The sequence below is a fragment of the Brevundimonas sp. genome (assembly GCF_036676055.1).
Lineage (GTDB): Bacteria > Pseudomonadota > Alphaproteobacteria > Caulobacterales > Caulobacteraceae > Brevundimonas.
This window is the reverse complement of the sequence record NZ_JAKFDS010000061.1, coordinates 1-7,351: the sequence shown is the minus strand read 5'-3', so window position 1 is coordinate 7,351 and position 7,351 is coordinate 1. Positions and strand designations below refer to the sequence as shown.

Annotated in this window: 9 protein-coding genes and 1 other RNA gene; 4 read left to right on the top strand and 6 right to left on the bottom strand. The window is 70.3% G+C overall.

What is annotated here, in order from left to right; genetic code table 11:
- The coding region (dnaX, locus tag V6M45_RS10995) for a DNA polymerase III subunit gamma/tau (protein WP_332656367.1) at positions 1–750 on the bottom strand (750 nt) is incomplete at its 3' end.
- 105 nt (positions 751–855) lie between these two features.
- The gene (locus V6M45_RS10990; RefSeq protein ID WP_332656366.1) at positions 856–1,227 is read right to left on the bottom strand and encodes a DUF3597 domain-containing protein; all 372 of its coding nucleotides are present in this window, start codon (positions 1,225–1,227) and stop codon (positions 856–858) included.
- A 138-nt stretch (positions 1,228–1,365) separates the two neighbouring features.
- On the opposite strand from V6M45_RS10990, the gene V6M45_RS10985 reads away from it, so the two are divergent.
- The gene (locus V6M45_RS10985) at positions 1,366–1,965 is read left to right on the top strand and encodes a hypothetical protein (RefSeq protein ID WP_332656364.1); all 600 of its coding nucleotides are present in this window, start codon (positions 1,366–1,368) and stop codon (positions 1,963–1,965) included.
- Between the two features lie 16 nt (positions 1,966–1,981).
- On the opposite strand, the gene ffs is transcribed toward V6M45_RS10985, so the two are convergent.
- Positions 1,982–2,075: signal recognition particle sRNA small type (gene ffs / locus V6M45_RS10980), an RNA gene on the bottom strand.
- A gap of 57 nt (positions 2,076–2,132) precedes the next feature.
- Here ffs and nudC point away from each other — a divergent pair.
- Positions 2,133–3,062: an NAD(+) diphosphatase gene (gene nudC, locus V6M45_RS10975; RefSeq protein ID WP_332656362.1), complete on the top strand. Its 930-nt coding sequence runs from the start codon at positions 2,133–2,135 to the stop codon at positions 3,060–3,062.
- Here nudC and V6M45_RS10970 read toward each other — a convergent pair.
- Positions 3,059–3,475: a hypothetical protein gene (locus V6M45_RS10970; RefSeq protein ID WP_332656360.1), complete on the bottom strand. Its 417-nt coding sequence runs from the start codon at positions 3,473–3,475 to the stop codon at positions 3,059–3,061. The two genes, nudC and V6M45_RS10970, sit on opposite strands and share 4 nt — an antisense overlap.
- 136 nt (positions 3,476–3,611) lie before the next feature.
- Positions 3,612–4,334 carry a 3-deoxy-manno-octulosonate cytidylyltransferase gene (locus V6M45_RS10965; protein WP_332656358.1) on the bottom strand — a complete coding sequence of 241 codons (723 nt, stop codon included), beginning with the start codon at positions 4,332–4,334 and terminating at the stop codon, positions 3,612–3,614.
- 149 nt (positions 4,335–4,483) lie between these two features.
- Between V6M45_RS10965 and V6M45_RS10960 the strand changes: the two genes are divergently transcribed.
- Positions 4,484–5,233: a c-type cytochrome gene (locus V6M45_RS10960; protein ID WP_332656356.1), complete on the top strand. Its 750-nt coding sequence runs from the start codon at positions 4,484–4,486 to the stop codon at positions 5,231–5,233.
- Positions 5,234–5,288: 55 nt separating this feature from the next.
- Here the strand turns inward: V6M45_RS10960 and V6M45_RS10955 are convergent, their stop codons facing one another.
- Entirely contained in the window at positions 5,289–6,602 is a 1,314-nt protein-coding gene (locus tag V6M45_RS10955) for an ammonium transporter (RefSeq protein WP_332656354.1), read from the bottom strand.
- A 311-nt stretch (positions 6,603–6,913) separates the two neighbouring features.
- On the opposite strand from V6M45_RS10955, the gene V6M45_RS10950 reads away from it, so the two are divergent.
- Positions 6,914–7,351 (top strand): M16 family metallopeptidase (locus tag V6M45_RS10950; RefSeq protein WP_332656352.1); only part of this gene is annotated, 438 nt, incomplete at its 3' end.

Genomic DNA, 7,351 nt, shown 5'->3' with positions numbered 1-7,351 from the left:
TAGGATGGTCACCGGCACCTTGCGGATCTCGGTGGTGGCGAAGATGAATTTGGCGTGGGTCGGCGGCTCTTCCAGGGTCTTCAGCAGGGCGTTGAAGGCCTGGTTCGACAGCATGTGCACTTCGTCGAGGACATAGACCTTGTAGCGCGCCTCGACGGGTGCGTAGCGGACGCTCTCGATGATGTCGCGGATGCCGTCGATGCCGGTGTGCGAGGCGGCGTCCATCTCGACCACGTCCATGTGCTGGCCGGCCATGATGGCGGCGTCGTGCCGGCCGTGGGCGGTCAGCTCCAGCGAGGGGCGGTCGATGACGTCGGTCTCGTTGTTGAGGGCGCGGGCCAGCAGGCGGGCGGTGGTGGTCTTGCCGACGCCGCGGACGCCGGTGAGCATGAAGGCGTGGGCGATGCGGCCGGTGGCGAAGGCGTTGGTCAGGGTGCGGACCATGGCCTCCTGGCCGATCAGGTCCTCGAAGGTGCGCGGCCGGTATTTGCGGGCGAGGACGGTGTAGGCCTCGCCATCGTCGGCGTGGGCGGCGGGGCCATCGTCGGCGGGCGGCGCGGCTTTCGCGGCCTTCGGAGCGGGGGCGGGCTCGGGGGCGGCGGCTTCCGGCGCCGAGGCGGCCTCGGCCTCGCGCATGCCGGCGGGCTCGGGCGCGCCGAACATGTCGTCGGTGTTGGGATCGCGCTCCTCGACTTCGGGCGCGTCCTCCTCCCACGGAGGGCCTTCGAGACTCGGATCGACGTCGCTCATGGCTCCGTCTTAGCGCGAGAGGCGGAGCGCGCGCACCCCCCTCTCGCGCCGGGTCCCCGCTTTCGCGGGGATGACGAACCGCTTTCGCGGGGATGACGGTGTGGATCAGTCGGTCAGGTCGGGAATCCGGCCGCCGTTGTCGCGGATCTTCTGCATCACCTGCCTGTGCAGCCAGATGTTCATGGTCGCCGTGTCGGAGGTGTCGCCGGTGTAGCCCAGCTCTCCGGCCAGCTCTTTCCGCTCGGCCAGGGAACTGTCCATGCCGGTCAGCTTCATCAGGTCGACGATGGAGGTGCGCCAGTTCAGCTTGTCGGAGCGCAGGTCGTTCATGGAGTCGAGGACGGCGGCGACGTCGACGGGCTGGGCCGGAGCGGCCTGGGGCGCGGCCGTGGTCGACGGCGCGGGGGCGGCGGTGGGCGCGACCACCTCGGGCTTGCGCTTGAAGATCTTGCCGAGAATGTTGCCGAGAATGCTCATGGGATCGGTCCTGATGGTTGAGCCAAACTAGCGGCCAGTCGGGCGCGAGGTTCCATCGGGAGGCGGGTGGTCGCCTTGCGGCGGTTTTCGCGCGTGTTACGGTTGCAAACGCTCGATCGGAGCGCGGGGGAGTGGCCTATGTCTCGACGGATCATCGCGGGGGCCGCCTGCGCCCTGTGGGTCTCGGCCTCCGCAGCCGCGGCCGAGCCGTTCCAGAGCTGGGTCGACATGTGCCTCAACACCAATCTCGACCTGCAGGTCGCGGGCGCGTTGGCCAAGGCTGATGGCTGGACTCCCCTGTCGGTCGAGGACATGGATCTCGGCGAAGACAACCTCCAGGACCCGGTTCTCTACCTGAGCGCCGATCCCGCGACCCTGACCGACAAATCGGTGAGGGACGTCGAGATGCTGCTGACGGGCTGGGGACGCGGCGAGGAGATTTTCGGCGTCCCGGGCGTGCGGATGGACGCCTGCGTGGTGATGTCGGAGGCCAGCGATGCCGCAACGCTGCGAAGCCGCCTGCAGGACTGGTTGGGCATCGAGTCCACCATGCTGGACGGAGCAGAGGCATGGGTGTTCTCCCGGAACGGCGCGGGTTTCCGGTCGGAGGCGGCCTTGATGAGTCTTGCTGAGGACGAACTGCCGCGCCTGGCGCGTGAGAAGAAGGTCTTTGTGGCGGCCCTGATCCCCGAGGACGGAATGAGCGGGCTCATGCTGGCGATCTTGCGCGCCGACTGACGACTTCAGATGCAGGGAAGGTGGAGACCGCGACCCGAAGGGGAATTCGTTGTGGCTGCTGCCTTCCGGCCCTGACCAGGTTGGCGAAGCCTTCGCCCGCGATCTCCGAGCGGGGATATGACGATTCCGGCTCGCCGATGCAAGCGGCGCCTTGCTAGACAGGCGCCATGCCCCTTCCCGCCCTGAACACCTTCGCCGGCAATCCGCTCGATCGGGCGGGGGACCGGCGCAACGATCCCGACTGGCTGGCGCAGCAGGCGGCCGATCCGGAGGCGCTGGCGCTGGTGCTGTGGGAGGGGCGGCCGCTGCTGGAGGCGCAGGGTGAGCCGGGGCTGGTCTGGCTGCCGATGGCGCATGCGCGGGCGGTGGTCCCGGACCGGGAGCTGTTCCTCGGCCTGTGGAAGGGGGCGCCGGTGTTCGCGGTCGAGGTCGAGGGCTCGGTCGATCCGACGGCGGGGCCGCTGCGGGGCGTGGGGGAGTTCCACGAGATGCGGGCGGCGGCGGCGCTGCTGTCCGGACCGGACGCGGCCATGGCGGGGGCGGCCAAGTCGCTGTTCGACTGGCGCCGGCGACACGGCTTCTGCGCCGCCTGCGGGACCTTGAGCGAGGACGCCTGCGGCGGCTGGAAGCGGGTCTGCCCGGCCTGTTCGACCGAGCATTTCCCGCGCGTCGATCCGGTGACCATCATGCTGGCCGTCTATCGCGGCGGGGATGAGCCGCGCTGCCTGCTGGGGCGGCAGGCGAGCTGGCCCGAGGGGCGGATGTCAGCGCTGGCGGGCTTCCTCGAGCCGGGGGAGACCATCGAGGAGGCCTGCGCCCGCGAAATCGAGGAGGAGGCGGGGCTGACGGTGACGGCGGTTCGCTATCACTCCAGCCAGCCATGGCCGTTCCCGTCGCAACTGATGATCGGCCTGGTCTGCGAGGTCGATTCGGGGGACGCGGCGCCGGATCAGACCGAGCTGGAGGCGGTGGCGTGGCTGACGCGGGACGAGGCGCGGGCCTGTCTGGCGGGGACCCATCCGACGATCAAGGCCCCGCCGCGGATCGCCATCGCGCGGACCCTGCTGCAGGCGTGGGTGGACGGGTTCGAGGTCTAGCGGAAGACGCCGACGCCCCAATGGCACTCGCCGGTGCAATCGGCCATCGACACTTCCAGCGTATAGAGGCCCGCCGTCGCGCCCTCGAGGCTGACGTATGTGGCGTCGTTCGGCTCATCGTCCCTGCCAAGCTCGCGGCCCGAGGAATCGCGGACGATGAGGTCGAAGTCGCGGCAGTTCTCGTCGCAGACTCCGAGGAAATAGACTTGGCCGCCGGGCGCCTCGATATTCGCGAGTTGCGAGCGTCCATGGGCCAGCCGGCCCGTGACGCGGGCTCCGGGCGTCAGCCCCATTTCGGTGATCACGGCATCCAGTTGGACGGCGACGAGGGCCGGGCCTCTCGCATTCTGGGCGGCGGCCGGACCGACGAGCCCGGCGAAGGCGAGGGCCGCAGCCGCGAAGGTCTTGATCATGGGGCGCTCCTTTGAAAGCGGCCGGATGGTGTCATTGAACGCCGGTTCCAGCAAAGCGGGCCGACGGGCTGTCGCAGCGTGGGGACCGGGACGCGCGGGCGCAACTGACGAAAGTTGACGATCACCCTGCGCCTCCTCAGGTCATCGCCCGCGCCGCTTCCAGATCGGCGGGACTATCCACCGACAGCGGAGCCTCGTCGATGACGGCGGCCCAGATCTGCAGGCCGAGTTCGAGGGCGCGGAGCTGTTCCAGTTTTTCGCGGCGCTCCAGCGGCGAGGGCGGGGCGGCGCAGAAGCGTTCGAGGGCGGCGCGGCGGTAGCCGTAGAGGCCGATATGGCGCCAGACGGGGCCGTCGCCGTACAGGGTCGAGCGGGTGAAATAGAGGGCGCGGCCGTGGCGCTCGCCCTCGGGGATGGCCAGCACGGCCTTGACCACGTCAGGATTGGTCCGGTCGGACAGATCGGACTCCGGCGCGACCAGGGTGGCGATGTCGCAGGCGGGCTCGCCATGCAGCAGGGCGGCGCAGGCCAGGGCGAGGCCGGGATCGGCGAAGGGCATGTCGCCCTGGAGGTTGATGACGGCGTCGTGCCGGCCCTCGGGGTCGAGGGCGTCGAGGGCGGCGCGGATCCGGTCGGAGCCCGAGGGCAGGTCCGGGTCGGTCAGGACGGCGACCCCGCCCGCGGCCTCGATGGCGGCGACGATCTCGGGATCGCCCGCGGCCACGGCGACGGGGAGGCCGGACTCCGCCGCCTGCCGCCAGGCCCGGACGATCATCGGCTGGCCGCCGATATCGGCCAGCGGCTTGCCGGGAAGCCGCGTGGCGGCCATGCGCGCGGGGATCAGGACGAGGGGGTTCATCGTGGCTTTCCTGCCTGCGACGCCCCGACGCCCACAAGGGCGGCCCGGGCCGGTTGCGAAGGTCGCGCTAGCGTGTAAGAGACGGCCACGCAAGAATTCGCCCGGCCGCGCCCTGTGGCCGGGCCTCAAGAACGGGATGCGACGACGCGATGAGCGGCGATCTGAAGTGGAACAAGATTATGGGCGCCGCCTTGGCGACCGCCTTTGTCGTCATCGGCGTGCAGCAGGTCACTGGCGCGATCTACCACACCGAGGCCCCTGAAAAGATGGGCTATTTCGTCGATGCGCCGGAAGAGGCCGCAGGCGGCGGGGCCGCCGAGGCGGTGCTGCCGCCCGATTGGGGCACGCTGCTGCCGACCGCCGATCTGGGCGCCGGCGAGGCCGCCTTCGCGCGCTGCCAGGCTTGCCACACGGCCACCGCCGGCGGCGCCAACGGCACCGGCCCGAATCTGTACGGCGTGGTGGGCGGCCCGGTCACGCACTCGGCGGGCTTCGCCTATTCCGAGGCCATGATCGCTCACAAGGCCGAGGCGCCGACCTGGACCTATGACCAGCTGGACCAGTTCCTGACCGCGCCGGGCCGCCACGTCCCGGGCACCAAGATGTCCTTCGCCGGCATCCGCGACACCCCGACCCGCGTCAATCTGATCGCCTGGCTGCGTTCGCAGGGCTCGGGCGGCTACGCCATTCCGGCGCCGGATCCGGCCCGTCAGCCGGGCGCGGCCGCTCCGGCCGGGGGCGAGGCGGAAGCCCCGGCTCCGGGCGCGGAAACCGCCGCGGCCGACGCCGGCGGCGCCACCGGCGGCGTTCCGGACACCGGCGCCGCGGGTCAGTCCACGACCCAGGCCACGCCGGCCGCGCCTTCGGCGGCCACCAGCGGCGACGCCAGCGCGCGCTGATCGTCCAGAACTGAAAGACTTCCGACGGGGGCCTGTGATCGCGGGCCCCCGTTTTCTATGGGTGAATGGTCTCGCCGTGCTGGGTGTAGTCGAGGCCCTCGATCTCCTCGTCCTTCGGCACCCGCAGGCCGGTGGTGAATTTGCACACCATCAGGATCAGGTAGCTGCCGATTCCGCTCCAGGCGATGACGGCCAGCAGACCGATGGTCTGGTTCAGGAGGCTGGCGTTCCCGCCCGCCGGATTGATGGCGGCGGTGGCGAAGACGCCGGTCAGCAGGGCGCCGACGATGCCGCCCACGCCGTGCAGTCCGAAGGCGTCGAGGGTGTCATCGTACTTCAGCGCCCGTTTCAGCCAGACGGCGCCGGCGTAGCAGGCCGGACCGGAGACCAGGCCGATGATGAAGGCGCCCCTCGGGTCGACCAGACCCGCGGCCGGGGTGATCCCGACCAGGCCGGCGACGAGGCCGGACAGCAGGCCGAGCAGGGTCGGCCGCCGGTGATCGATCCACTCGACGGCGGTCCAGCCGATCGCGGCGGCGGCGGCGGCGAGAAGGGTGTTGAAGGCGGCGACCGCGGCGATCCCGTCCGCCGCCCATGCCGAGCCGGCGTTGAACCCGAGCCAGCCGACCAGCAGCAGGCCCGCCCCGATGGCCGTGAAGGCGAGGTTGTGCGGGGCCATGTTGTCGCGACCGAAGCCGTGCCGCGGGCCGAGCACCAGGGCGACCACCAGGCCGGCGACGCCGGCGTTGACGTGGACCACCGCCCCGCCCGCGAAATCGAGCACGCCGAGCGCCCCGATCCAGCCGCCGCCCCAGACCTGGTGGCAAATCGGGACGTAGACCAGCAGGTGCCACAGGAAGAAGAACAGGATGGAGGCCGAGAATTTGATCCGCTCGGCGAAGGCGCCCGCGATCAGGGCGGGGGTGATGATGGCGAAGGTCAGCTGGTAGGCGATCCACAGGAACTCGGGCAGGCCGGGCGCGAGGCCGTGCGCCGTTGCGGGGGTGACGCCGTTCAGGAAGGCCGTCTGCAGCCCGCCGATGAACCCGTTGGTCGCCGCGCCGCCGGCGCCGAACGACAGGCTGTAGCCGACGGCGAACCAGAGCACGGTGACGATGGCGAAGGCGGCGGTCGAATGGGCGATGGTGGAGATGACGTTCTTGCGCCGGACCATGCCGCCGTAGAACAAGGCCAGCCCGGGGAGGGTCATCAGCAGGACGAGGGCCGTCGAGGTCAGGATCCAGGCCGCGGCCGCGTCGTTCAGCGCCAGCGGCGCCTGGTGCGCCAGCAGGGGGACGGCGGCCCGGGCCGGGGCGGCGAGCAGCAGGCCGGGGCCGAGCGTCAGCAGGGAGGCGAGGAGTCGAGGCATGCGCGGCGTCCGGCTGGGAAGGTGAGAGATCCCGGCCCGAACCGCGTTCGAGCCGCGGATAGGGATAGGACTCTATTGCGGCGCAGCAGGCAATTCATTTCGTGTGCAGTGCAATAATTTCCGGTGACGCTGCGTAAGTTCCGCTCCTGACCGCTTTCCGCGCATGACCGTGCCGCGCCCCTTCGCATCGGCGAGACCGTTTCCGACGCCTGCGAGAGCGGAGCGGAATTACCGCCTTGCAAGCCAGTGATCGGTGGTTACCACTATAGGGGAGGCGCACTCGCGCGCCGCTCAATCAGGGGGAGTATTCCATGCGCAGCGCCCGTTTCGCCCTGCTGGGAGGCGTGGCCTCGGCCGTGCTCCTGGCGACCGCCGTCCACGCCCAGGCCCCGGCGGTCGACCTCGCGGTTTCGCCCGCCGCCGCGGCCGCGCCGCAGTCGCGGGAGCAGCTGGCGCCGCTTCCGGACGTCGACATCCCCTTCACCAAATTCACGCTCGACAACGGCCTGACGGTCATCGTCCACGAGGACCACAAGGCCCCGATCGTGGCGGTGAACATCTGGTACCATGTCGGCTCCAAGAACGAGCCGGAGGGCCGGTCGGGCTTCGCCCATCTGTTCGAACACCTGATGTTCAACGGGTCCGAGAACTACAACACCGACTTCTTCAAGGGCACGGAGCTGCTGGGCGCCACGGACCAGAACGGCACCACCAACACCGACCGCACCAACTATTTCCAGAACGTCCCG